The organism is Amphritea atlantica, assembly GCA_024397875.1.
GTDB classification, from domain to species: domain Bacteria; phylum Pseudomonadota; class Gammaproteobacteria; order Pseudomonadales; family Balneatricaceae; genus Amphritea; species Amphritea atlantica_B.
In genome coordinates this window covers 4142045-4165687 of sequence record CP073344.1, presented here as the reverse complement: position 1 = coordinate 4165687, position 23643 = coordinate 4142045, and the positions used below count along the sequence as shown (strand labels likewise).

21 protein-coding genes are annotated in these 23643 nt (G+C 50.4%); 13 read left to right on the top strand and 8 right to left on the bottom strand.

Features of this window, described 5'->3' with window-relative positions; all coding sequences use genetic code 11:
* Positions 1-276: 276 nt before the first annotated feature.
* Genes KDX31_19150 through KDX31_19130 form a run of 5 tightly spaced genes read right to left on the bottom strand, consistent with a single transcriptional unit; the run spans position 277 to position 5141 of the window.
* The gene (locus KDX31_19150) at positions 277-1767 is read right to left on the bottom strand and encodes an aldehyde dehydrogenase (GenBank protein UTW03398.1); all 1491 of its coding nucleotides are present in this window, start codon (positions 1765-1767) and stop codon (positions 277-279) included.
* Positions 1768-1786: 19 nt separating this feature from the next.
* On the bottom strand, positions 1787-2821 hold the full coding sequence (locus KDX31_19145; protein ID UTW03397.1) for an LLM class flavin-dependent oxidoreductase: 1035 nt from the start codon (positions 2819-2821) through the stop codon (positions 1787-1789).
* Between the two features lie 13 nt (positions 2822-2834).
* Complete coding sequence (locus KDX31_19140; protein UTW03396.1) at positions 2835-3743, bottom strand: flavin reductase family protein; 909 nt, start codon at positions 3741-3743, stop codon at positions 2835-2837.
* Entirely contained in the window at positions 3740-4570 is an 831-nt protein-coding gene (locus tag KDX31_19135) for an alpha/beta hydrolase (GenBank protein ID UTW03395.1), read from the bottom strand. The genes KDX31_19140 and KDX31_19135 overlap by 4 nt, the downstream gene beginning before the upstream one ends.
* Positions 4542-5141: an amino acid synthesis family protein gene (locus KDX31_19130; protein ID UTW05460.1), complete on the bottom strand. Its 600-nt coding sequence runs from the start codon at positions 5139-5141 to the stop codon at positions 4542-4544. Before KDX31_19130 ends, KDX31_19135 begins: the two co-directional genes overlap by 29 nt.
* A gap of 166 nt (positions 5142-5307) precedes the next feature.
* Between KDX31_19130 and KDX31_19125 the strand changes: the two genes are divergently transcribed.
* From KDX31_19125 to ribB, 5 genes are all read left to right on the top strand, one after another.
* Complete coding sequence (locus tag KDX31_19125) at positions 5308-5955, top strand: GntR family transcriptional regulator (protein ID UTW05459.1); 648 nt, start codon at positions 5308-5310, stop codon at positions 5953-5955.
* Between the two features lie 14 nt (positions 5956-5969).
* Positions 5970-6350, top strand: a complete 381-nt coding sequence (locus KDX31_19120; GenBank protein UTW03394.1) for a carboxymuconolactone decarboxylase family protein — start codon at positions 5970-5972, stop codon at positions 6348-6350.
* 221 nt (positions 6351-6571) lie between these two features.
* The gene (locus tag KDX31_19115) at positions 6572-8035 is read left to right on the top strand and encodes an NAD-dependent succinate-semialdehyde dehydrogenase (protein UTW03393.1); all 1464 of its coding nucleotides are present in this window, start codon (positions 6572-6574) and stop codon (positions 8033-8035) included.
* Between the two features lie 313 nt (positions 8036-8348).
* The gene (locus tag KDX31_19110) at positions 8349-9962 is read left to right on the top strand and encodes a BCCT family transporter (protein ID UTW05458.1); all 1614 of its coding nucleotides are present in this window, start codon (positions 8349-8351) and stop codon (positions 9960-9962) included.
* 215 nt (positions 9963-10177) lie between these two features.
* Positions 10178-11284, top strand: coding sequence for a 3,4-dihydroxy-2-butanone-4-phosphate synthase (gene ribB, locus KDX31_19105; GenBank protein ID UTW03392.1), 1107 nt, complete (start codon positions 10178-10180; stop codon positions 11282-11284).
* Between the two features lie 170 nt (positions 11285-11454).
* Here the strand turns inward: ribB and KDX31_19100 are convergent, their stop codons facing one another.
* Entirely contained in the window at positions 11455-13725 is a 2271-nt protein-coding gene (locus tag KDX31_19100) for a hypothetical protein (GenBank protein ID UTW03391.1), read from the bottom strand.
* Between the two features lie 210 nt (positions 13726-13935).
* Between KDX31_19100 and KDX31_19095 the strand changes: the two genes are divergently transcribed.
* From KDX31_19095 to KDX31_19065, 7 genes are all read left to right on the top strand, one after another.
* A complete protein-coding gene (locus KDX31_19095) occupies positions 13936-14103 on the top strand; it encodes a hypothetical protein (protein UTW03390.1) in 168 nt (55 codons plus the stop codon).
* A gap of 304 nt (positions 14104-14407) precedes the next feature.
* On the top strand, positions 14408-15202 hold the full coding sequence (locus KDX31_19090; GenBank protein ID UTW03389.1) for a TOBE domain-containing protein: 795 nt from the start codon (positions 14408-14410) through the stop codon (positions 15200-15202).
* A 24-nt stretch (positions 15203-15226) separates the two neighbouring features.
* On the top strand, positions 15227-15979 hold the full coding sequence (gene modA / locus KDX31_19085) for a molybdate ABC transporter substrate-binding protein (protein ID UTW03388.1): 753 nt from the start codon (positions 15227-15229) through the stop codon (positions 15977-15979).
* A gap of 20 nt (positions 15980-15999) precedes the next feature.
* Positions 16000-16674, top strand: coding sequence for a molybdate ABC transporter permease subunit (gene modB, locus KDX31_19080; protein ID UTW03387.1), 675 nt, complete (start codon positions 16000-16002; stop codon positions 16672-16674).
* Positions 16674-17753 carry a molybdenum ABC transporter ATP-binding protein gene (modC, locus tag KDX31_19075; GenBank protein ID UTW03386.1) on the top strand — a complete coding sequence of 360 codons (1080 nt, stop codon included), beginning with the start codon at positions 16674-16676 and terminating at the stop codon, positions 17751-17753. The genes modB and modC overlap by 1 nt, the downstream gene beginning before the upstream one ends.
* 468 nt (positions 17754-18221) lie before the next feature.
* Positions 18222-19520: a threonine ammonia-lyase IlvA gene (gene ilvA / locus KDX31_19070; GenBank protein UTW05457.1), complete on the top strand. Its 1299-nt coding sequence runs from the start codon at positions 18222-18224 to the stop codon at positions 19518-19520.
* 122 nt (positions 19521-19642) lie between these two features.
* A complete protein-coding gene (locus KDX31_19065; GenBank protein UTW03385.1) occupies positions 19643-20794 on the top strand; it encodes a DUF3095 family protein in 1152 nt (383 codons plus the stop codon).
* Between the two features lie 188 nt (positions 20795-20982).
* On the opposite strand, the gene KDX31_19060 is transcribed toward KDX31_19065, so the two are convergent.
* Positions 20983-21360 carry a DUF3135 domain-containing protein gene (locus KDX31_19060; protein UTW03384.1) on the bottom strand — a complete coding sequence of 126 codons (378 nt, stop codon included), beginning with the start codon at positions 21358-21360 and terminating at the stop codon, positions 20983-20985.
* A 170-nt stretch (positions 21361-21530) separates the two neighbouring features.
* On the opposite strand from KDX31_19060, the gene KDX31_19055 reads away from it, so the two are divergent.
* Positions 21531-22625, top strand: coding sequence for a response regulator (locus KDX31_19055; protein ID UTW03383.1), 1095 nt, complete (start codon positions 21531-21533; stop codon positions 22623-22625).
* Between the two features lie 35 nt (positions 22626-22660).
* Here KDX31_19055 and KDX31_19050 read toward each other — a convergent pair whose 3' ends face one another.
* Positions 22661-23632: a zinc transporter ZntB gene (locus KDX31_19050; GenBank protein UTW03382.1), complete on the bottom strand. Its 972-nt coding sequence runs from the start codon at positions 23630-23632 to the stop codon at positions 22661-22663.
* Positions 23633-23643: the final 11 nt, after the last annotated feature.

Genomic DNA, 23643 nt, shown 5'->3' with positions numbered 1-23643 from the left:
TTATCTTCGCAGATGCTGATTATCCTGGGGCCGAAAAGTGGCCAGGGCTAAAGCATATAAAAGCAGACGGGTCGATGCATCGTTCTTTTCTATAAGCATAGGGACAAACGAAAGTTAACTCACGGGTCTGACCTGCCCGTCCGTGGTAAAGGGAGGATCGCCTGAGTAAGTTGATAAGCGAATCAGGGTGGCTACTACCGAATCGTTATAGATAAACAAAAAAAGACCCTCAGATGAGGGTCTTTTTATGAAGGATCACAGAGGTCCTTAACGTTATCACCTGATAACGAATGGATTGCTCATCGGCTCGGATGAGGTATTAATCCAGGTCGTTTTAGTTCTGATGTAATCAAGCACCGCCTGTACACCCGCTTCACGGCCATAACCGGACTGGTTGATACCACCAAAAGGCGCGATAGGTGAAGTCACCCGATAGGTATTTACCCAGCAAATACCCGACTGAATCTTGCTCGATACACGGTGTGCCCGGGCAATGTTCTGCGTAAAGACGCCGGAACCCAAGCCGTAGATACTGTCGTTCGCCATCGCGATCGCTTCTTCTTCGGTATCAAAAGCAACGATCGACATAACCGGTCCGAACATCTCAGTTTTGAGGGTTTCAATCTGATCATTCGGACACTCAACCATGGTCGGCTGGAAGTAGTTTTGTGAGCCATACTGTGGCGCACGCTGGCCGCCAAAACGGATAGTTGCGCCCTGTTCAACAGCTTTAGCAAGGGTAGCCTCAATGCACTCAACCTGAGCGACTGTACATAAAGGACCTATATGAGTGCTGCTTGACTGGGGATCGCCTATAACAATCTGCTTCGCTTTTTCTTCAATCTTTTTCGTCAGTTCAGCTAAAACAGAACGCTGAATGAAAGCCCGGGATCCGGCAACACAGGATTGTCCGGATGCACCAAAGTTACCCGCGATCAGACCATTCGCGGCACTTTCCAGATCGGCATCCTCAAACACGATGATAGGTGATTTGCCACCCAGCTCGAGCGAGGTCACTGCAAAGTTCTCTGCGGTATTTCGAATCACATGCTTGGCGGTTTCCGGACCACCGGTAAACGCCAGACGATCAATATCGGGATGCGAAGTCAAAGGGATAGCGCAGTTTGCAGCATCACCCGTAATAATCGATACCACACCATCAGGAATACCGGCTTCCTGAATTAACTTACCCAGTTCAAACAACGGTGCCGGCGCTAATTCCGACGCTTTCAGAACCACGGTACAGCCCGCAGCTAACGCAGGCCCCAGCTTTGAAGCGGTAAGGAACATTTGTGCATTCCAGGGCACTACGGCCGCAACCACACCGATCGGAACCGGTGTCGTAAAGACATGCATATCAGGCTTATCGATGGGTAGCGTTGCCCCTTCGATCTTATCAGCCAGGCCGGCATAGTAACGATAATAGCTGGCGACATAGCTTGACTGGCTAACCGTCTCCGCTGCAAGTTTTCCGCTGTCGGTCGTCTCTACTTCACCCAGTCGTTGCGCATTTTTCTCAACCAGATCTGCTAAGCGATACAGCAGTGCGCCACGCTGAGTGGCATTCATGGCAGCCCAGGGACCGGACTCCAGATTGCGTCTGGCGGCCTTCACTGCGCGATCAACATCGTCTTTATTAGCACAGGCAAACGTTGCCCAGTCATTGCCGTTCGCAGGGTTACTGCTACGCATGACCTGGTTATCAGTACCCTCGACCCACGCCCCGTCGATCAATAATTGGTAATGAGGTAAGTTATTGTTTGTCATTGTTTTTCTCGTCAATAGATTAGGTAAATGCAGGCATTACTTCATCGATGAAGCGTGCAAGAGACGTTTCTTTTTGCTCGCGGGTCATACCTGAATCAGACCAGTAAGCAAATTCGTCATAGCCTAAGTCCTGGTAGTGCTTTAAACGATCAATAATCTGCTTTGATGTACCTATCATCAGATCTTTACGCATCTGATCAGCCGAGTAGAACGGGTGTGCATCAATATCGGCCTGGCTCAGCGGTTTGATCAACCCCTGATTGATAGGCCGCTCGTTTTTGAACCAGGCACCGAAGTAACAGTAGAATTCATTTAACTGTTTGGCTGCACGGGCCAGCTCTGCCTCATCTTTACCGACATAAGCGTGCTGCAATATCATGATCTTCGGACGCTTATCATGGGTATTACAGGCCTGATTAAACTTATCCATCAACCCTTCGACTTCATCTAAGCCCTGCCATAGCGGCGTAACCTGGACATTGCAGTCATTTTCAACAGCAAATTCGTGGCTGTTAATATCGCGTGCAGCAACCCAGATCGGCGGGCCTTTTTCGGATAGCGGTTTGGGTGAAGATGTCGTTTCAGGATAGCTATAATGCTTACTGTCCATCGAGTGGTTACCTGCCCAGAGCCCTTTGACTGCAGGAACCATTTCGCGTAGCCGTTCACCGGCTTCCCAGGCATCAATGCCACCTTTAACCATGCGCTCATACTCAAATGAGTATGCCCCACGGGCGATACCAAGCTCCAGACGGCCATCGGTGATAATATCGGTCATCGCGGCTTCACCCGCGAGTCTGATAGGATCCCAGAATGGTGCTATGACCGTACCTGTTCCAAGGCGGACATTTTTAGTTCTGCGGGCTAAATCGATCAGATTCAGAAACGGATTAGGCGCAATGGTAAAGTTCATACCATGGTGTTCACCGGTCCAGACCGTGCACATGCCACCGTTATCGGCCATATCACATAAAGACAGAAACTCTTCATATAACTGAACCTGAGTCTGTTCTTCGTTGACCCGTTCCATATGTGCAAATAGAGAAAATTTCATCACATAGCTCCAGTTAGTGAATATCGCCGGTTTTGTTGTCCCCGACATACAAACGGAACACGCCGTTTTGTTTCTCGAGAACAAATCGCTGTAACATGCTCTGTATATCCGAAGACACAAAATTAAGATCTGCGATCTTATCGATATCGATATACACGCCTGATTGATTCACCGTATCGTTGTTTGCGTTGGCACGGTAATAGGTAGTGAACTTTTGCGCGTCCAGGTTTTCGTAAACGGAGTAGACGGAACCCATTTCGCAATCCAGTCCCTGGCTTTCAAGGTAGTTGCGAATGGTCTTATGTGAGCCCTGATCAGAACTGCTGGCAACCTGTGGCAAGCTGTAACCTTGCTCAGTCGAAGTGAGTAATACTTTATTGTCGTACTCAATAATAGCGCCAACAACACCATCAAGAGAGTGAGTCAGCTCTTCGGCACGGTGCTCCATACCTAAACTGAAATAACCCCCTTTGGCGTAGCCCAGGCCAAGCTTTTCATTCGCGCTGAAGTCACTGATCTGGCCAACCAGCAGGATATGATCTCCCGCGGGAATATTGCTATAGGTCGAGCAGGAAAAATGCGCCACTGTGCCATCTATGATCGGGCACCCGTTGTCATCGCTATGCCAGTTAATACCTTCAAAGCGATCGCCTTTGGCGCTGGCAAAGGTGTTTGAAATATCCTGTTGATCTTCGGCAAGGATATTTACAGCAAAGTGTTTGCAGTTATTAAAAATATCGAAGCTCGACAGATTATTTGCCGGGCACACCAATAACAAAGGTGGATCTACAGAAACGGAGGTAAAAGAGTTAGCCGTGAAACCAACTTTCTCACCTGATTCGCTGACCGCCGTTACAACGGTAACGCCCGTCATGAATGAGCCAAACGCATTACGCAGCTCACGGGTATCAATAGTTGTCATATCTGATTCCTTACTTGTGTGCCGCATTGCTTTATAAATTCGGCGAGTAACTGATTCATTTCATCGGGATGCGTCATCGGGACCATATGTCGGGCATTCTCAATCACTGCATAACGTCCATTCGGACACAGTGCGGCCATACGTTGTGACATTTCGCCTGATGAATTGCTATCGCCATCACCGGTAATAAAGATGACCGGTATCTCAAGCGCGGCTAATGCTTCATCCTGCGGACCATCATTCCGACTAAAAACGCGATAAGCTCGGGCATAACCGGCAGTGGGCGCTGCCAGCAACCACTGCTCACACAGGTCAGCCATCTGCTTTTCAAACCCCTGTGGATCCCGATTAAACCAACGCTTAATGGGTGTCGTAACTTTGTCCAAAGCTGGATTTTTGATCATATCCAGAGCGCGCTGCTGAACCGCCTGCTCGGCCTGGGGCGTTCTGCGATAAACCGAATTCAGCGCGGCAATCCCGATACACATCGCCTTGTAACGGATCCCAAAGTTAAGGGCGATCATCGATCCCATCGAGTGGCCCATCATGATGACGGGCTCCCTGATTTCAGAATCTATCCAGGCGGCAATCGCATCGACGTAGTCATCCAGGTCTGAGTCTTCCTCTGCCAGAAGATCGCTTTCCCCATGACCGGGCATATCGATTGCGTACACTGTATGCCGCTGAGTAAGCGTCTCTATCTGGTTTAGCCAGGCTTCTGCACGCAAGCCTACGCCGTGCACCAGCACGATAGGCGAACCAGAGCCGTACTTAAGATAAGCTATTCCGTTTTCTGACTTATACCGCTGCTGGGTTTTCAACGTCATGCCCCAATTCCTTCAGTTCCTGATATCTGTCACCAATTCGATGATGAGGCCGGCCACCGGTTGCCGCGCCTAAAACAACGACGACTTCATCGGGTCCCGGAGCATCTGAAATATTGAATTGCAGAGTCAGGTAGTGTGAACGGCGGCCGCCATCATCTTTATCCATCATTGGAATCATAATAGGCGCATTCGCAGGGCCGCGAGTGTTAGTGAAAGATAAGAATGACTTAGCCTGTACCGCCTCGCGAAAAATATTTCCAAAATGCAGTGTATGGATGAGTGCTGAAGCATGTTCAATTTCGCCGTTTTGTCCAACGACAGCAGCTTTACCAAAAGCCTCAATATTCGTTGCACCGCCGGCCATCGCACTGATTTTGTTAGTCAGAATTTCACCCAGGATTGGGCCATAGGCGAGCACTTCCGGACGCAGGTTTTCAACATAACGTCCTGCCCATGGGTTTTTAATAACCGCTGCAACAGCAAACATACGTACCGGCGTTTCGGCGGCTTTAAATCCTTCAATAAAGGTTTCTTCTTCAAAACTAACTATTTTTCTGATTTCAGGCTTCATGTCATGCTCACTTAAAGAATCAAGATCGTTTATTGTATTATGGTATACAATCATATAATCTTATCGCATGCAACAAAACGTTTGGAAATATAGTAATCTGGATTCCTTAGTGCTCCTCCGTTAAAAGAGAGCCCTTACCAGTCTAAATAATGGAATCATGGACAATATGCTGAAGGTAGATAGACCAAAAACGTTAAAAGAAAATGCTCTGGAATCTTTGCGAGATGCGATCACCAGCGATCACATTAAGCCAGGAGAACGCCTGATAGAACGCAGTTTATGCGAAAGTATGGGGGTTAGCCGCACAGTGGTTCGTGAGTGTATAAGGCATTTAGAAAGCGAACGGCTAATTGTGGGTGTCCCTAATGCGGGCTTTATTGTTGCAAGCATCAGTGGCGAAGAAGTTAAAGAGATTTATGAACTGCGGATTCTACTGGAATGCTCTGCAGTGAAAAGTTGCGCCCTGAAGGCTGATAAAGCGGTTATTGCTGAGCTGCGCCTGCTCTGTAAAGAGATCGCTGATTGCCTGAGAAAAGAACAAGTGATGCAGGCGCTGAAGCTGACCACTGTATTTTACAGACTCATTTTCACCACCGGCGGTAAACATATCACCTGGGATGTGGTTGAACGATTGAATGCCCGGATTTCCCGTTTGCGCGCCATGACGCTGAGCACCGCTGCGCGACGCGACAAGGGGCCAGAAAATTTAAGTAAAATAGTTGATGCAATCGAACAGCATGATACTGATCGCGCCGAAGCAATTTGCAAACAGCATCTGACTGAAGCCGCTGAAGTTGCCGCTGAAATGATTTAACTGAAGGTATAAACATGGATAAAGCACTGTTTGAATTAGGTTTGAGTAAGCGTAAGGCCACTCTGGGTGAAGAATATGTCACTAATAATTTGGCTAAAGCAGATGCCTTTAACTTACCTTTCCAGGAAGCCATGACCGAATGGTGTTGGGGATTTGGCTGGGGAGACGACACCATTGATGTGAAGACCCGCTCACTGATGAATCTCACTATGATCGCCGCCTTGGGCAAGATGCATGAATGGGAGCTTCATCTGCGTGGGGCAATCACAAACGGTGTCACTGTCGATGAAATCAGGTCTGCAATTCATGTAATCGCTATTTACTGTGGCGTACCTCAGGGTGTGGAATGTTTCAGAATCGCAAGAGACGTTCTGGAAGAACTCGAACTCATATAACGAATAACCGCTAACTCCCGGATTAGGGCGCGGTCGCTTTTATTTCGCACTGTGCCTAAGCCGCAATACAACCCTATTAAATTTTACAGGGGCAGACACCGGTCTGCCTTGTGGGTCTTCGTCGCCTTAAAAAAGGTCCCGAGCGATAAACTTCACGGCCGCTTTAGCGCATTGAGAAAGGCCGTTAATCACTAACGTATGTTAACGAGCAGAATACAAATATGTCTATTTTAAATCTGAAAGATCAATCCTTGTTAAGAACCCAGTCGTATATCAACGGAGAGTGGCTGGATGCGGATTCGGGAAAGACGTTTGCGGTAACCGATCCCTCAAACGGAAGGGAGATAGCGCAAGTCGCGGACCTGGGCGCTGCCGAAACGCGTCGTGCAATTGAAGTTGCAGATCAGGCGATGCAGGGCTGGAAAAAGAAAACCGCTAAAGAGCGTTCAGTGATATTGCGGAAGTGGTTCGACTTAATGATGGAGAATCAGGATGATCTGGCCATTATTATGACTGCGGAACAAGGCAAAGTATTTGCAGAATCTAAAGGCGAAGTGGCTTACGGTGCTTCGTTCGTTGAGTGGTTCGCCGAAGAGGCTAAACGTGTTTATGGTGACGTAATTCCAAACACGACTGCAGACCGCCGCTCTATCGTGATTAAGCAACCTATTGGCGTCGTTGCTGCGGTCACACCCTGGAACTTCCCTAACGCAATGATTACCCGGAAGGCCGCTCCGGCATTAGCCGTGGGTTGTGCCATTGTCTTAAAGCCTGCGGCTGAAACACCGCTGTCGGCATTAGCACTGGCGGAACTGGCTGACCGTGCCGGTATTCCTGCGGGTTTGTTCAATGTTGTTGCAGGCACAGCAGCCCCTGAAATTGGTGCTGAGCTGACTTCAAATCCAATCGTGAAGAAGTTTACCTTTACCGGTTCTACTCCGATTGGCAAATTGCTCATGCAGCAATGTGCTCAGACCGTTAAACGCACCTCAATGGAGTTAGGCGGCAATGCGCCGGTATTAGTATTCGAAGACGCTGATTTAGATAAAGCGGTCGCCGGTGCTATTTCAGCTAAATACCGCAACGCAGGCCAGACCTGTATTTGCGCTAATCGCATCATCGTTCAGGATACGGTTTACGATGCTTTCGTCGAGAAATTCACCGCGGCTGTGAATAAGTTCAGCTTAGGTAACGGCTTCGATAGTGCTACAACGATAGGCCCGCTGATTACAGCTAAAGCGGCCGCCAATGTGCACGCGCTTGTGGTAGATGCACAGGCAAAAGGCGCCAGCGTAACAACCGGGGGACAAATTGATACCCTCGGAGAGGCCTTCTATCAGCCGACTGTACTGGCACATCTGAGCAATAATATGCGTATCGCTAAAGAAGAAATTTTTGGTCCGGTTGCCCCTGTTTTTAAATTCAGTACTGAAGACGAAGCGATAGCCATGGCCAACGATACCGAGTTCGGATTGGCATCATATATTTTCACTAAAGATATATCGCGAGTCTGGCGTGTATCTGAAGCGATAGACTACGGCATGGTTGGGGTAAATGAAGTGGCGATCAGCTCTGAAGTTATTCCATTTGGTGGTGTTAAGGAGTCGGGTCAGGGTCGTGAAGGATCTAAGTATGGTCTGGATGACTATCTGGAGATTAAATATATCTGCATGGGTGATATTTAACGATCACGTTACAGCCTTCGGATCTAAGCCCCAACAAAAGCTCTGACTAAACGGTCAGAGCTTTTTTGTTTACAGATCAGACAGCGATTAAGTGCCCTGTCCCACCTGTTACCGAGTCTTCCATCAGTGCTACATCGAATAGAAACCTGTTGACGGCGACTAATGATTTGATCTCTGCTTGTATTATGGTATACCATAATACAAGCAGTATCGGACTGCGTTTATTTGTCGGTCTTCCCGCTACATTGGAAAATCCGACAAACATCAATTAACAAAGAATAAGAAGGGAGCATGCTATATGCAGCCCAAGAAGATGTTAGCAGATAAGGGGTTCTTCCTCGGGGTTCACCCTGGGATGGGGGTCGCTTCCAAAGCTATGGTGCTGGCCTTTGTCCTGTTCACCATAATGAATGTAGATTTCGCTAATGGAATCTACAGCGATGTAAAAAGCTGGATTCAAGCCACACTGAGCTGGTATTACGTCACCGTCGTTAGCCTGGTTTTGTTCTTTTCTATCTGGCTGGCCTTCAGCCGCTTCGGTCATTTGCGTCTTGGTAAAGATGATGAGAAACCCGAATTCGGTTTCATGACCTGGTTTTCGATGCTGTTCAGCTGTGCTATAGGCACCGGTATTCTGTTCTGGAGCATAGCTGAACCCATTTTCCACTTTCAGGGTAACCCGTTCATGGAGATGGCGGGGATAGCAGAAGGTACCAGTGAAGCCGCTCAGATGGCAATGCGTATCACCCTGTTTCACTGGGGTCTGCATGGCTGGGCAATCTACATTCTTGTCGGTCTGATGCTGGCTTATTTTGCCTACCGTCGGGGGCTGCCACTGACGGTTCGATCTGCGCTTTACCCTATTCTGGGTAACCGGATTTATGGACCTATCGGCCATGCGGTTGACCTGCTGGCGATCTTCAGTACCCTGTTTGGTACTGCAACAACACTGGGATTGGGTGTATCCCAGATGAATGCTGGCCTGAACTATCTGTTCGATATAGAGATCTCGACCACGACACAAGTGATCCTGATCGCCGTTATCTCTGTCATCGGTACACTGTCCGCAGTATCCGGCGTAGAAAAAGGCATTAAGTTCCTCAGTATCTGGAACATTCGAATCAGCGCTATTCTGATTCTGTTTTTCCTGTTGGCTGGTCCTACCGTATTCCTGTTGGGCTTATTCACCACCAGTGTAGGGGATTACCTCTGGAACCTGATTCCTATGGGTTTCTGGACCGATCCTAATCCAGAAAGTCAGTGGCAGGGCTGGTGGACAATCTTCTACTGGGGCTGGTGGTTATCCTGGGGACCTCTGGTTGGCATGTTCATCGCCCGTATCTCTCGCGGCCGTACTATTCGTCAATTCTTATTAACAGCACTGACTATTCCACCACTGGGAGGTTTCCTGTGGATCGTAATTTTCGGTGGTACCGCGCTGCATATTGAGCTTTATGGTGCCGGCGGTATTGTGGATGCGGTCAATAGTAATATGACACTTGCGCTGTACCAGACAATTGAAGCGATCGGGGTGGAGGCACTGACCTGGCCAATGGCTGCCCTGGCGACCTTCATGATCATCACCTGGTTTGTGACCTCGGCGGATTCCGGTACGTTGGTTATCTGTACTATTCTCTCCGTGGGCAACAAGAACCCACCGCAGCGCTTCCGTATTATCTGGGGTCTTGGTCTGGGTGCCGTTGCTGCCGTACTGCTGATGGCGGGTGGCCTTAAAGCCCTGCAAACCGCATCGATTGCTGCCGCACTGCCCTTCTCTGTCGTACTGCTGTTTATGTGCGCGGCCCTGGTGAAGGGACTCAACGACGAAGCTAACGGAGTGGTCTACCCCACGGCCCCTCAGCAACCTGAAGTTGAAGAGGAAGATAACGGAGCACTACTGGCTACTGAAGTAAAGGCTTCCTCCTAAGCGCATAGCCAGCATGAACTGTTCCATCTGTCCGTGGAACAGTTCTCTTACTCAGAGCTGTCTGGCTCTGAGTCTCTTTAGCGGTCACTACGACCGCTTTTTTGAGTCTGGAAGCAGATACTCTGCGCCAGATATCACAACTGCAACAGCGTAAGGTTATTCGGCTGGCCTGATGGCGATCCCGGAGCGGCCTGATTTTTAAGCGAGTAATAACGATGCAATTCAATAACAGTGAAGAGATCATCTCGGAGATCCGTCAGGGACGCATGGTCATTCTGGTGGATGACGAAGACCGGGAAAATGAAGGTGATCTGGTCATGGCGGCGGAAGCCGTGACACCTGAAAGCATTAATTTTATGGCAACACATGCCCGGGGACTTATCTGTTTAACGCTGGATGAAGCCCGTTGCGATCAGCTTGGGTTGCCGATGATGGTACCCAATAATGGCTGTGCTTATGGTACGGCATTCACCCTGTCGGTTGATGCTGCCCGTAATGTTACCACCGGGATTTCTGTTGCCGATCGGGCAGAAACAATACGTGCTGCGGTCGGCGCAGAAGCCACACCGGACGACCTGGTTCAGCCAGGGCATATATTTCCATTACGCGCCCGTAAAGGCGGCGTTCTGACCCGTGCCGGACATACCGAGGCCGGCTGTGATCTGGCGTCTCTGGCCGGATACCGACCCGCGGCGGTGATCGTAGAGATCATGAATGATGACGGGACTATGGCGCGTCGTCCGGATCTTGAAACGTTCGCCGCCAAGCATAATATCAAAATCGGTTCCATTGCTGATCTGATTCAATACCGCCTTGCAACAGAGACCACTGTGACCCGTATCGGTGAGCAGTTATTGCCGACAGTGCATGGCGAGTTCAATATGATTACCTTTGAAGATAAGCTCGATGATACTGTACATATCGCGCTGGCCATGGGTGATCTGAGCGAAGATGAAGCCACTCTGGTGCGGGTGCATGTAATTGATCCGCTGCGCGACCTGATTGGTGCTGAATACCACGGCCCGCAGAACTGGAGCCTCTGGGCAGCGCTGGAACAGGTCGCCAAAGAAGGTAAAGGGATCGTCATCGCGCTTGGAAACAGTGATACTGCTGCCAGCTTGCTACAACGTGCTCCACAGCTGGTAAAAGAAGCCAAAGACATCCGCAAGCAAGCATTTTCGGATGTCGGTACCGGTGCACAGATCCTTAAAGAACTAGGTGTACGAAAAATTCGCCATCTGGGCCCACCCTGGCGCTTCACTGGTCTCGAAGGCTATGATCTTGAAGTCGTTGAAACCATTTCATTTGAGCCGCAAGATTGATATTACCCGCCTGAGCCATCAGGCCTGTACCTGTTTTGATAGCGAGGCCTCTCCATCATAATCCGGAGCCATTTTGTTCTGTAAAACACAGATGGCCCCTCCCTTTTGATGGTCTGAGTTCTGCGTTCTCGACGGGCGAAACCCAAAACTCACTGATAATGTTTAGACATTCAGGCGTCGTCTGATGGCTTCTTATCGAGCTGTTTTTTTAACTGCTGCGTCAGGACGATAAATTCTGCGAGCAACTGTTTCAGTTGTGCGTCTTCCAGCCTCAGTTCATGCTCCGATTGAGACTGATCCATGCGCGCCTGCAGCTCGAGGAAGGTTTGATATTTCTGAGCGTCCATCCGTAAGCGATGAATCTCTTCGTAATGGCGATCTAACTTAGTGCGCATCGATTCAATGAGCTGTTCTTTTTCGCCGATCTCGACTTTCAGTTCCGCTATCTGATGCTGGAGCGCATCAACGGTGTCGCCTCTATGCTGTTCGGCTGCGCCAGGCGTATCGGTCTCCTTAATCTCTGTTGCGATATGGTGATAGATCGCTTTCAGCTCATTTGATTCTCTGGCACTGTATTGCACATAGTGTTGCATCGCCTGGTGTGAACTGGAGGTACCGATAGAGCCCGACAGTTCATTTTCAACCATGCGGTGAAATTCAACCAGTTCGATGATATTGATCTGTTTTTTAGTCGTTATGTGCAGGTCTTCCACGATCTGTTGTAACAGCAGGAGCGCTTTGTCATTGCGCAGGTAGTGAGACAGTAACTGTAAGGCTTCCTTATACTTTTCATCGAAAGATATATAGTCATCCAGTCCAGTGGGCCGTACCTGACGCTCAGTCTTGAGAGGGTTGAATAACTGCATAAAATCACTGGTCAGGTTGCGCTCCTGCTTATGCGGCGTGAACAGTACTGAGATGAGTATATAGATCAGCGTATTCAAGCCCATCGAAAAGAACATGCCATGGGCCGTCTTATCCAGCGTATCAACGCCGAAAAGCCCTTCTGGCCTGAGCCAGGAGAGATTACCGGGACCGAACTCCAGCAACCCCGGCAGCCATGCATATTCCCGCAACAGAATGGGCAGCAGAAGGGTGTAAAACCAGACCAGCAGACCCACCGACATGCCCCATATCGCCCCCCGCGTATTTCCCCTGGCCCAAAACAGTCCGCCAAATACAGGAGTCACAACCTGCAACAATGCGGTCATCCCTAAAGACCCCAGTGCGGTCAGAAAATATGAGCTGGTAAAAAAGGATATGAATACGTAGGCCAGCAAAATAACCAGCAGAGCAACAGCCCAGCGTACCTGTAACAGATAAGCCCGCAACCATGACAGCACAGACCAGCGCTCGGCTAATGGCAGCACCAGATGATTCGATATCATGGTGGAGACGGCGATGGTGGTGATTATCACCATTCCCGAGGCGGCCGCAAATCCACCGATAAAGGTGGTTAACGAGAGCACGGGACTGTTGGCCTGCAGGGGTAATAGCAGAACAAACATATCGGCCTGCTCCAGGGGTAAGCCCTTCAGCAGACCCGCTGCGGCAATCGGTACAATAAAAATCGAGAACAGCAGTACGTAGCCCGCCATCACCCAGGCAGCAGGTTTGATATGGCTCTGGCTGGTATTTTCCACCACCGCGATATAGAACTGTCGCGGTAATAACAGCAATGGAAAGAAGCCAATTATAAATAGCGACAGGAATGTTGAGATGCTATTTTCCTGGAGACCTGCCCCCGTCACCTGGTGCAGGTTGTTAGTTTTAGCCTGAGCGAAGATATCGCCAAAGCCCTGAAACAGCCCGAAAGTCACAAACAACCCTACGGCCAGCAGTGCCAGCAGTTTAATAACACACTCAACTGCCAGTACCACCAGCATGCCGTAATGGTGCTCGGTCGGGTCTAACTTTCTCAGGCCATAAAGAATGGTGAACAGCAGCAAGATGACACTGACAGAAAAACCGGCCAGCTGTTGGCTGGTATCTCCTGAGGCAGTGTTGGTGATCACCGCGATCGAATCGTTAACCGCTTTCAACTGTAAACCGACATAAGGGATGCTGCCAAACAGAGCGATCAATGAGACCAGCGCAGCAGCGTACTGTGAGCGGTTGTAACGGGCGGCAATCAGATCGGCAATACTGGTAATATGCAGCGCTTCTTTCACCTGCACCATACGTTTTAACAGCAGCCACCATAATGCCAGACAGCTGTAACTGCCGATATCCATGGCCAGATAGCGGAAGCCGTAGGTAGCGGCATCCCCGACATTGCCATAAAAAGCCCATGAGGTATCGAAGACACCCAGCGAGAGGCTGTAGATCCAGAAAAAATAGCCACCCAGAAGCGCCCGACGATTTTCAACCGCGGTTGCCAGGATAAACAGCAGGCCCATATAAAGGCAGATAACAATGAAAATGCTGAGGGGACTAAACATCGAAGTGCGAACCTGTGGATGTCGGCCAATGCCTGAATTATAGCAGCGGCCCCATCAGAGGGGGTTACAGCGATATCAATGCCGTGCTATCCCAACTTCCAGCGTAGTAAACGATAACCGTAAATCGGCTCCCTCCAGACTGCGGCCCGGTTATCAACGCTATGCTGTTTGGCGAGGATCAGGACGCTGGCGAAGGAGCACGACCTGATCATGATTATGGTGACCCATCAAATGGGATTTGCCCGGGAGATCTCCGACCGGGTGTGTTTCTTCTATGAGGGGCAAATTACCGAACAGGGAAAGCCGTCAGAGCGGCTGTCCTCTCCGCGTAACCCGCGCACCCAGACGTTTCTCGATGCGGTACTGGATGCGGACTGATGCGTATCACCGCACCCTTCCAGAGTGGGGTATGAGGCTGTGTCATAAACGCTACAGGCGATTACGTGGTTCTGTTTTTTTGTCAGCGATATAACAAAACAACAACAGACATCCCTTTATTTACAATAACTTATTATCTGGCACCTCTTGTGCAACAGGTTATTCAGCTGTTCCTGATAACAATAGTGAAAAGCTTTGCTTCTTTTTGTTATGTATTTCGCTATATAGTTAAAGGTAATAACGCTTTTATTTAAGGCAGCATTCGAGTCAACGTTTTCAGCAGACATGTGTTGAGAAAACCAGAATGAAGAAGGTGGTTGTGCAGCAACAGGACAAAAGCCCACTGATGAGCCGCGGGCGTAAATATGATCATCTGGAGTTGCTGGAGCAGATCGATGCCTGTGGCTCGATTACGGCTGCGGCAAATCGGATGGGGATGAGTTACAAAACCGCCTGGGATGCGGTTGAGGCGATTAATAATCTGGCTGAATCCCCGCTGGTTGAACGCCGGGTCGGTGGACGCAACGGTGGCGGTGCTGTGCTTACCGCAAGCGGTCGTCGGCTGGTTTCTGTATACCGGCATCTTGATAAAGAGCGGGAGCGGGTTTTGCATCAGCTCAATCAGGTGACGGACGATTTTGAGTCCTATTACAAAATCATCAGGAAGTACGATTTGAAAACCAGCGCACGGAATCAGTTTTCAGGCAAAATCAAAGCGATTAAAACCGGCGAGGTTAATGCCGAGGTGGTGCTCGACATTGGTGGCGGGGATGAGATTGTGTCGAACATCACCTGTGACAGTGTCGAACACCTGGCGCTCGAAGTAGGCGTAGAGGCCTACGCTATGATCAAGGCGTCCTGGGTGATTCTGACAAGCAATAATAATCTGAAAACCAGTTCCCGTAATGCACTTACCGGCACCGTGGTGCGATGTCATGAGGGGGCGGTTAACGCCGAGGTGATTATAGAGTTGCGCGGGGGTAAAACCCTGACCGCAATTATTTCTCACGCGAGTGTCATGGATATGACGCTGAAAACCGGGAGTCAGGTCACCGCGCTGATTAAATCATCCAACGTTATACTGGCCGTGGTCAGTTAACCGGGGAAGGAAATGAGTTTTATCATGAAGCAGATAGTCCGTTTTATAACCTGTTGTTTGCTGCTGGGCGTATCGGTTGTCCGCGCTGAAACGGTCATGGTTGCGACGGCGGCCAATTTTGCGACACCGATGAAAGAGATCACGGCGGCGTTTGAGAAACAGAGCGGACATACCGTACTGCTGACTTTTGGCTCATCGGGCAAGTTTTTCGCTCAGATTCAGAATGGCGCGCCATTTGATCTGTTTCTCTCAGCCGATGCTGCCAAGCCCCGTAAGCTGGAGAAACTGGGGTGGAGTGTGCCCGGTAGTCGTTTCACTTATGCGCAGGGTTCTCTGGTGTTGTGGTCTGCTCAAGAGGGGCTGGTGGCAGCAGACAGCCCGGATATCCTTCGCTCCGGTAGTATAAGACATCTCGCCCTGGCAAACCCTAAGCTGGCACCCTATGGTGCCGCAGCCGTTGAAACGCTGACAAGGCTGGGGGTTTACGACATCCTTTCACCTAAACTGGTGCAGGGGGAAAATATCGCGCAGGCCTACCAGTATGTGTTTTCCGGCAATGCTGAACTGGGCTTTGTGGCCCTGTCGCAGGTGATGCAAGATGGCCAGCTGAGTGCCGGGTCAGGCTGGGTGGTGCCGGCTGATCTGTATACACCGATTCGTCAGGATGCCGTGCTATTAACGCGGGGCAAAGATAATAGCGCCGCGATTGCGTTGCTGGATTATCTGCGATCAGACGCTGCGGCGGTTATTATCCGCGCCTATGGCTATAAACTCTAAACTAGCGGGGAGTCTCACCCATGTTCAGTGATGGAAACTGGGCGGCCATTATCTTAACAGTCAAGCTGGCCAGCATAGTGACCCTGTTGCTGCTGATTATCAGTACCCCGATCGCCTGGTGGCTGGCGCATACCCGTTGCCGTCTGAAATCTTTCTTTGAGGCATTGGTGGCACTGCCGATTGTATTGCCACCTTCGGTTCTGGGTTTTTATCTGCTGCTGGCGATGGGGCCACAGGGTTTTGTCGGCCAGATCACTCAGGCGCTGGGCATTGGCACCCTGCCCTTTACCTTTGCCGGGCTGGTGGTGGCGTCGGTGTTTTATTCCCTGCCCTTTGTGGTTCAGCCAATTCAACAGGCGTTCGAAAATATTGGCGAAAACTATCTCGAAGCCGCTGCGACCCTGCGCGCCACGCCGTTAGACCGTTTTTTCAGTGTCGCTCTGCCGCTAGCCCTGCCGGGATTTCTGACCGGCAGCGTTTTGGGTTTTGCCCATACGGTGGGTGAGTTTGGCGTGGTGTTGATGGTGGGGGGCAATATTCCCGGTGTCTCACGGGTGGTGTCAGTACAGATCTATGACTATGTGGAAGCGCTTGAGTATGGTCAGGCCCACTCACTGGCGATCACCATGCTGGTGTTCTCCTTCCTGACCCTGTTGCTGCTCTATACCTTTAACCCGAACAGAAGAAAGCTCTGATGTCTGTGTCCGCTGATATTTATGCTCAATTTAAGCTGAACTATGACGGCTTTGTGCTGGATGTAGATCTGAATCTGCCTTCACAGGGGGTGACGGCACTGTTTGGTCCCTCTGGCTCGGGTAAATCCACCCTGCTGCGCTGTATTGCCGGGCTTGAACGGGCTGAGGGTAAGCTAACCGTAAACGGTGAGGTGTGGCAGGATGAAACCACCTTTCTGCCCACGCATCAGCGTCCGATTGGTTATGTGTTTCAGGACGCTAATCTGTTTCCGCATCTCAGCGTTAAAGGCAATCTTAACTATGGTTTTAAACGCCAGCCGCACCGCCACGATGGCTTTTCTCTGGATCGGGTTGTTGATCTGCTGGGCATTGAACACCTGCTGCAACGCAAGCCGGACAGGCTATCCGGGGGGGAGAAACAACGGGTTGCCATCGCCCGGGCGCTGGCGGTTAATCCCCGCCTGCTGCTGATGGATGAGCCGCTGGCGGCACTGGATCTGGCCCGTAAACGGGAGATTCTGCCGTTTCTGGAGAAACTGCATGAGGAACTGGAGATGCCGGTCATCTATGTTACCCATGCTTCCGCTGAGGTTGCCCGTCTGGCGGATCATCTGGTGGTGTTGAATCAGGGGCGGCTAGAGTCTGCCGGATCGCTGAATGAAACCTTTTCCCACGTTGAGTTGCCGCAGCAAGCCAGCGATGCCGGCAGTGTGATTATCGAAGCGCGGATAACCGAGGTGCAACCGCAGTGGCATCTGGCGCTTGCCAGCTTTGATGGCGGTGAGATCTGGATCAGGGATCTCAACTTTAGCAGCGGCCAGAAGGTGCGTTTTCAGGTGATGGCCCGGGACGTCAGTCTGGCGCTGACCGCAGATCACAACAGCAGTATTGCCAATGTACTGCCGGCTGGAATTGATCGGATCAGCGAGGGGGATCATCCCGGTGTTGCGCTGGTACGATTGAAAATCGGTACAAACTTTATCCTGAGTCGCTTAACCCAGCGGTCTTTGCATACCCTGGGTCTTGCCGAGGGTGACCGGGTCTGGGCGCAGATTAAATCCACGGCGATAGTCGGTTAGGATTGCCGCGTCTGACCAGTCCAGTGTTGCCGGGTATGTTGGCGCTCACTTACTGTTTGGAGGCTGTTATAGCGGAGTGTTACTAGGAATATGAGAAGAGCTATCGTCTTGCTGGTTTGGTTCCCGACAAACATCTGATTACCGCCTGAGCACCCTCAAATTAGTCAGGCCGTGGCATTGCGATAGCATGATAAGCGCAGTATCTGCTTCAGTCAGAGCCCGGTCAGCTTAATTCGGCTGATTGACGTCACCAGAGAAATAGATCATTATCGAACCCATGAACAGATTTACAGCAGACAGCAACAGCATTATTACCATCATTTCCGAGGAACTGGTGGGTTAGCGCGTGTCTTAGCAAAACATAAAAACCCGCCCTCTCAGGCGGGTTTTTTTATATCTGAAACCCGCTGCCAGTAGAGGGTCTGGGGAAGCCATTATTCAATCACGAGTGAGGTCCACAGAGCCATGATGAACACCGCAGTTTCCACCGACACTACCGCTGAGACCAGCAACTACTACCCTGCCCTCGATGAGATCCTTGCCGCAGCGCAACGTCTTCAATCCGTGGTCACCCGCACGCCTCTGATTCGCAGTGAAAATCTGAGTGAGCGATATGCTGCTGATATCTACCTTAAGCGGGAAGATCAGCAACTGGTCCGCTCCTATAAGATCCGTGGTGCCTATAACAAGATTGTCAGCCTCACGGCGGCACAGCAGTCACAGGGAATCGTCTGTGCCAGTGCCGGGAATCATGCTCAGGGGGTTGCCTACGCCTGTGCCCTGTTGGGGTTAAAAGCCACCATCTTCATGCCGGCTCCGACGCCGGGGCAGAAAGTTGAACAGGTGCGAAAGTATGGCAAAGCACTCGTGGATATCCGTTTAGTGGGTGATACCTATGATGATGCCTATCATCAGGCGATGCTTTTCTGTTCCGCCGAGCAGGCCACTTTTGTACATCCTTTTGATGACCCGAAAGTGATTGAGGGTCAGGCATCGGTGGGGGTTGAGATCCTCAATCAGCTGGCTGCAACAGAGGGTCAGGTGGATATGTTGCTGATGCCCGTGGGCGGAGGTGGACTGGCATCCGGGGTGTCTTCCTACTTCAGAGCCCGCTCTCCCCTGACCCGGTTGATCGGTGTTGAACCGGAAGGTGCCGCGTCGATGAGTGGCTCATTAGCCGCTGGCAGCAATGAAACGCTGTCCCGGATCGATAATTTTGTTGATGGTGCGGCGGTAAAACGGGTGGGTGAACGTACCTTTGCGATCTGTAAGCAGAACCTGGACCGTGTCGTTACTGTGCCGGAGGGTCTGGTTTGCTCCACCATGATGCAGCTTTACAATCAGGAGGCCATTGTCGTCGAACCTGCCGGTGCATTATCGATTGCGGCGCTGGATAACGTTAAAGATGAGATCCGGGGTAAAACCGTGGTCTGTGTTGTCAGTGGAGGTAACAACGATATTTTGCGTACCGAAGAGATCAAAGAGCGGGCGATGCTGTTTGAGGGGTTAAAACACTACTTTATCGTTAACTTTCCCCAGCGGGCGGGCGCGTTACGTGAGTTTCTTGCTGAGGTTCTGGGACCGCATGACGATATCGCCCGCTTTGAATATGCCAAGAAGAATAACTGTGATCGCGGCCCTGCCCTGATCGGCATTGAGCTGGCCTGTAAAGAGGACCTGCAGCCACTGCTTGAGCGCATGACGGAGAGGCAGATCCGGTTTGAGTATCTCAACGATCGCCAGGATCTGTTCCGGTTTGTGGTTTAAGTCAGAGCATTCAATCAGCCCTGCTTTATCAACAAAGTGGTGTGTATAGCGTTGGTCTGCTCTGTCTCCCTGGCTGAATCTTGTTAAGATAAAACCTTCGGCAAGCTGGATGGGCAGAGCAGATGGATAACTTCTATCGGCAGTTGACAGGGTTTACTGACATCGCTCAGATTGTTGATGAGCGTTTCTACCAACCGGTACCGGATGACTGGTATGTCTCTGTTGTCGATGTGCGCGGTTCAACTGAAGCGATTGAACGGGGCTGCTACCGGGATGTTAACTTTATCGGGGCGGCCGCCATCACGGCCCACCTTAATCTGGTTAATCCCGATCTGCCGTTTATGTTTGGCGGTGACGGCGCGACGATTCTGGTGCATGAAAGTATGCGGGATAAGACCCTTAAGGTGTTGCAGTCGCTGAGTCACTTCGCCAGAGAGAGCTTTGCTTTAGAGCTTCATGCGGGGCTGGTTCCGGTCAGGACATTGCGCGCGATGGGTAAAGATCTGCAGATCGCAAAATACCTTTCTGGTGAGAACATTGCTCAGGCGATGTTTAAAGGCGGCGCAATTTCACTGGCGGAGGGTCTGGTAAAGACCCGCTCAGAGTTTCGTTGTGCACCCTGCCCGGTGTTCTGCAAAACGGAAATATTCACCGGCCTCACCTGTCGCTGGCAACCCGTTCCCTCGGGTAACGGCGTGACTATAGCGCTATTGATTCAGCCCCAGGATGAGAATAATCAGACGCTGTTAGCGGAGATAATTGCCAGAATAGAGACCGTTCTGGGAGGTTCTTTCGCCACCGCTAATCCGGTCAACATGGGTAATGCGCGTTATCGCTCTTTTCTGGATAACCTGAAACGGCAGCTGAGGGTGACGGATATTGGTTTCAACAAAGCGTCCTTGCGCACCCTTTATGAGCTCTTCTTGACGGTCCCGCTGTTCAATCTTAAGTGCTTCAGGTTTATTCCCAGCGTGCGGAACTATGTTGATAAAATTCCGTTGCACTGTGACTTTAAAAAATTCGACGATACGCTGCGGATGGTGCTGGACTGCTCGCCTTCAGATTATCGGGCAATAGAGGATTATTTGCAGTCAGAGCAACAGGCGGGCCGGGTTCGTTTTGGTATCCATGTGTCGGATGCCGCGCAGATGACCTGCTATGTGGAGAGTATAACCGATGGCGGTCATCTGCACTTTGTTGATGGTGCCGATGGTGGTTATGCGCTGGCCGCTAAAAAGCTTAAGCTCGAACAAAACCGTTTGCAGACGGCCTAGTCACTTAACAGCTTAGTCACTTAACGACTTAGCCACTTCAAACCCGGTGTGGGTTTAACGCACCACTCCAGAATTGTCATAGACGTCATGTACCCAATTGCAGAGGTGACAGGCGTTGTTGAAAGGGCCGTTCAGCGTTCTGTGATCTTGAGACCGTTGCAAGGCAGAACCATCTGTCGATGACGAACTCAGGCTTTAAATCTACCGGTACGCGACAGTGGTATCACCTTGTCAGCAGATCGCTTGCTGTTATCTGTTACTGATGTATTAGCCGGCCCCGGGTGATTTACAGAATCTCTGCTGCCATCCAAGACCTCTTTCAAACACCAAAGCTCATCGTGCATCATTTGAGATATTTTTATACAGGCGGCAAGTGGTGTCTTAGCCCGGTATCTGACCGCGTCGATACGAAACTGTAATCGCCTTAAATGAATCCTGTTCTCAGGCTTTGCAGCGTTAATTATCTGGTTAACCTTCAAGCGTAAATAACGCTCAAGTACCTGAGGTTTGGTTTGTGCCAGTGCTACCAGATGATCAAAGTCCAGCGGCTTATATTGAGAGTTCATAGAGCCCCCTACTCACTAATAGGATCCTTACAGTATGGCATTAACTCGCGTAAAGGCTCTGTTTCAGGCGCTGGAGTCACCAAAAAGTGGTTTGTTTGCCTGAGTATGGTCTATATTTCGATGAGGAGTGTAGTAAGTGCCTAATGGATTAATAGCAGAGATCTTCAGTGATGATGACAAAATCTGTGGTACTGGTTCTGAGCGACGGCGGGCATCTTCATGATGATACCGAAGATTTTTTACGGAGAAAGGGTCACGATGTGATTACCGATCCGGATAGCTTCGGTGATGCCTTTGCACAGGACTCGCATAAAATCATCCTGATTGCATATCAGGATCTGGAGCAAGGACTGGAGTGTTATAACCGGGTTGTCGCTGAGTTTTCGCTCGGGTGTTGTCCGCACTACTCGGTTATTTTGTGTATCAGCAAGGATGCTAGTGCAGCAGCTGAGCTGTGTTTAAATCAGACCGTCGATAACTACTTTATTGTGAAACCCATTTACGATATGCATCGCTTAGCGCTGCTGGTTAAGCAGGCAGATGACGCGGTCGTTCATGCAGAGCAACAAATGGCTTTAGCCTGCATTGGTGAAGAGCTGGTTGAACATAAACGGGAACTCGATCACTTCATTATCAGTAATATTGACAAAGGCGTTGAGTGTCAGGCCGATACGGTGAACGCTTTTTCTGCTGCACTGAATGAACTGACTGAACTGATTGCGGGGCACTACGACCACCATCTGATTATTGAACACAACAATGTTGCGGAACAGACCCGGCAATTAAGTGACCGAAAACTCAGGGATATATCAGAGTGGGCTGAAACCGCTAAAGAGGGCTATAACGAGATCAATCGGCTGAAGATGCCTGATGTTTCAGAAAATAAGCGTAATATTGCCCTGATTGGCAGTGATTCGAAGGATACTGTATCCGTTCAACAGACTCTATTTGACTGCGGTTACAATCCTGTTGTGTTCGCAAACGCCAGAGAAGCGCTGCCAGCGATGATCTGTCGAAAACCCGATCTGTTGTTACTTGATTACGAAGTGTCTGATCTCAGTGCCCTGAAAGTGCTGGCTTATATGCACAAGTTTAATCAGTTGACGGATATTCCGGTAATATTGCTGACTGAACTCAGGGATAAAGAGATTCTCTCAGCTTGTCTGAAAGCCGGAGCCCGTGATTTTATTGTGACACCGGCAGATAAAGAGACGCTGTGTGACAAAATTAGTAAACTGCTGCCGGACTATCAGGCTCAGACCTAGTAGCCCTGCTACAGGATGCAGCTTTATTAGATTCGTTAAAACCAGTTCTTACGTTTAAACAGCCATAGCTGTATTGCAACGGTAATCGTCATAAAGCCACTGACGATCCAGAAAGCCCAGGGGTTTTCTGCGCCGGGCATTCCGCCGACGTTGATACCCAGAAGTCCGGTCAGGAAACCGAGGGGGAGGAAAACGGCAGCAACAATCGATAGCAGATACATCCTGTTGTTCATCTGTTCTGCCAGCCGGTTCGAGAGCTCCTCCTGTGCCACCGCTGCCCGGTCCCGGGCGGAGTCCAGATCTTCAATGTAACGGATCAGCGTATCGGTGACCTCCCGGAGGTTTTGCCGGTCACCCTCTGTCAGCCAGGTAACTTTGGTATTGTTCATCTGCAGCAACGCATCCCGCTGGGGTGCCAGATAGCGCCGCAGGGAGATCACCACCCGGCGTACTGCCGATATCTTGTTTCTCAGATCGTAGCTGCTGGAGCTCAGTAGTTCCTCTTCGATCGAGTCGACATAATCTTCGGTATCGTTGATGGTGTCCTGCATCCGTACCATCAAAGTGGATGATAGCATGGCGAGAAAGTCCCCGGTGCTGGTAGGACCGGTGCCTGCTTCAATGGCATCGACGATATCTTTTGCCGACAACATCCGTCGTCGCCGGGTGCTGATAATCCGTTTTTCGTCGATCCAGATGCGGATGCCCACCATATCTTCGGGGTTGGAATCGGGGCTGAGGTTGACGCCTCTTAATGCAATTAAGAGGCCTTCATTCACCTGCGTCGTACGGGGACGGCTCTCCTCAGTCAGGAGTGCATCAATGACCACATCACTGAGCTGACTTTTTTCCGTTATCCAGTGACGGGTATCAGCATCGGTATAATCAAAATGCAGCCAGGTCAGCTGATTTTCGGGCAGACCCTTGTCGAGATCATCTCCTGACAGGACTCTGCCACCGCCCTTACCATCCAGCGAATAGCCATACACTAAACCTGAGAATCCCATATTATAATCGA